Source organism: Staphylococcus simulans (genome assembly GCF_002994445.1).
GTDB classification, from domain to species: domain Bacteria; phylum Bacillota; class Bacilli; order Staphylococcales; family Staphylococcaceae; genus Staphylococcus; species Staphylococcus simulans_B.
The window spans coordinates 1-3,108 of the sequence record NZ_MRZJ01000022.1 but is presented as its reverse complement, the minus strand read 5'-3'; the positions used below and the strand labels follow the sequence as shown (position 1 = coordinate 3,108).

Annotated in this window: 1 rRNA gene; it reads right to left on the bottom strand. The window is 49.1% G+C overall.

Annotated features, from left to right (window positions below):
• Positions 1-60: 60 nt before the first annotated feature.
• Positions 61-2,985: ribosomal RNA gene (locus tag C7N65_RS12460) — 23S ribosomal RNA — on the bottom strand.
• Positions 2,986-3,108: the final 123 nt, after the last annotated feature.

The following is a 3,108-nucleotide window of genomic DNA, read 5'->3' as shown; positions in this document are numbered from 1 at the left end:
ATTATACATTCAAAACTAGATAGTAAGTAAATTTCAATTTGACCAATCAAAACTTGAAATTTGATTAAGTCTTCGATCGATTAGTATTCGTCAGCTCCACATATCGCTATGCTTCCACCCCGAACCTATTAACCTCATCATCTTTGAGGGATCTTATAACCGAAGTTGGGAAATCTCATCTTGAGGGGGGCTTCATGCTTAGATGCTTTCAGCACTTATCCCGTCCATACATAGCTACCCAGCTATGCCGTTGGCACGACAACTGGTACACCAGAGGTATGTCCATCCCGGTCCTCTCGTACTAAGGACAGCTCCTCTCAAATTTCCTACGCCCACGACGGATAGGGACCGAACTGTCTCACGACGTTCTGAACCCAGCTCGCGTACCGCTTTAATGGGCGAACAGCCCAACCCTTGGGACCGACTACAGCCCCAGGATGCGATGAGCCGACATCGAGGTGCCAAACCTCCCCGTCGATGTGAACTCTTGGGGGAGATAAGCCTGTTATCCCCGGGGTAGCTTTTATCCGTTGAGCGATGGCCCTTCCATGCGGAACCACCGGATCACTAAGTCCGTCTTTCGACCCTGCTCGACTTGTAGGTCTCGCAGTCAAGCTCCCTTATGCCTTTACACTCTATGAATGATTTCCAACCATTCTGAGGGAACCTTTGAGCGCCTCCGTTACACTTTAGGAGGCGACCGCCCCAGTCAAACTGCCCGCCTGACACTGTCTCCCGCCATGATCAATGGCGCGGGTTAGAAATCCAACACAGCTAGGGTAGTATCCCACCAGCGCCTCGGCGTAAGCTGGCGCTCACGCTTCTAAGGCTCCTACCTATCCTGTACAAGCTGTGCCGAATTTCAATATCAGGCTACAGTAAAGCTCCACGGGGTCTTTCCGTCCTGTCGCGGGTAACCTGCATCTTCACAGGTACTATGATTTCACCGAGTCTCTCGTTGAGACAGTGCCCAAATCGTTACGCCTTTCGTGCGGGTCGGAACTTACCCGACAAGGAATTTCGCTACCTTAGGACCGTTATAGTTACGGCCGCCGTTTACTGGGGCTTCGATTCGTAGCTTCGCAGAAGCTAACCACTCCTCTTAACCTTCCAGCACCGGGCAGGCGTCAGCCCCTATACATCACCTTACGGTTTAGCAGAGACCTGTGTTTTTGATAAACAGTCGCTTGGGCCTATTCACTGCGGCTCTTCAGAGCGTGAACCCTAAAGAGCACCCCTTCTCCCGAAGTTACGGGGTCATTTTGCCGAGTTCCTTAACGAGAGTTCTCTCGCTCACCTTAGAATTCTCATCTTGACTACCTGTGTCGGTTTGCGGTACGGGCACCAGTTATCTAGCTAGAGGCTTTTCTCGACAGTGTGAAATCAACGACTCGAGGAAAACATGTTTCCTCTCCCCATCACAGCTCAACCTTAAGAATGGCGGATTTGCCTACCATTCAGTCTCACTGCTTGGACGTGCACTCCAACAGCACGCTTCGCCTATCCTACTGTGTCCCCCCATCGCTTAAAACGATAAATGGTGGTACAGGAATATCAACCTGTTATCCATCGCCTACGCCTGTCGGCCTCGGCTTAGGACCCGACTAACCCAGAGCGGACGAGCCTTCCTCTGGAAACCTTAGTCAATCGGTGGATGGGATTCTCACCCATCTTTCGCTACTCACACCGGCATTCTCACTTCTAAGCGCTCCACATGTCCTTGCGATCATGCTTCGACGCCCTTAGAACGCTCTCCTACCATTGTCCTACGGACAATCCACAGCTTCGGTAATATGTTTAGCCCCGGTACATTTTCGGCGCAGTGTCACTCGACTAGTGAGCTATTACGCACTCTTTAAATGATGGCTGCTTCTAAGCCAACATCCTAGTTGTCTGGGCAATACCACATCCTTTGCCACTTAACATATATTTTGGGACCTTAGCTGGTGGTCTGGGCTGTTTCCCTTTCGAACATGGACCTTATCACCCACGTTCTGACTCCCAAGTTAAATTGATTGGCATTCGGAGTTTGTCTGAATTCGGTAACCCGAGAGGGGCCCCTCGTCCAAACAGTGCTCTACCTCCAACAATCATCACTTGAGGCTAGCCCTAAAGCTATTTCGGAGAGAACCAGCTATCTCCAGGTTCGATTGGAATTTCTCCGCTACCCTCAGTTCATCCGCTCACTTTTCAACGTAAGTCGGTTCGGTCCTCCATTCAGTGTTACCTGAACTTCAACCTGACCAAGGGTAGATCACCTGGTTTCGGGTCTACGACCAAATACTCAACGCCCTATTCAGACTCGCTTTCGCTGCGGCTCCGCATTCGCTGCTTAACCTTGCATCAGATCGTAACTCGCCGGTTCATTCTACAAAAGGCACGCCATCACCCATTAACGGGCTCTGACTACTTGTAAGCACACGGTTTCAAGTTCTTTTTCACTCCCCTTCCGGGGTACTTTTCACCTTTCCCTCACGGTACTGGTTCACTATCGGTCACTAGAGAGTATTTAGCCTTGGGAGATGGTCCTCCCGGATTCCGACGGAATTTCACGTGCTCCGTCGTACTCAGGATCCACTCAAGAGAGAATAAACTTTCGACTACAGGACTCTTACCTTCTCTGGTTCAACTTTCCAGTACGATTCGTCTAATTTATTCCTTTGTAACTCCGTATAGAGTGTCCTACAACCCCAATGAGCAAGCTCATTGGTTTGGGCTCTTCCCGTTTCGCTCGCCGCTACTCAGGGAATCGATTTTTCTTTCTCTTCCTGCGGGTACTAAGATGTTTCAGTTCTCCGCGTCTGCCTTCTGACATGCTATGTATTCACATGTCGATAACACAACATAACTTGTGCTGGGTTTCCCCATTCGGAAATCTCTGGATCAACGCTTACTTACAGCTACCCAAAGCATATCGTCGTTAGTAACGTCCTTCTTCGGCTTCTAGTGCCAAGGCATCCACCGTGCGCCCTTAATAACTTAATCACGTTATTAATATTGTGAGTAATCGTTTGCCATCGGCAATTGATTACTAGCGATTCATTTAAATGAATAAAGCTTTTAAAAACTCTAATTCACTCGGTTTTGCTTGGTAAAATCTATTTTTTA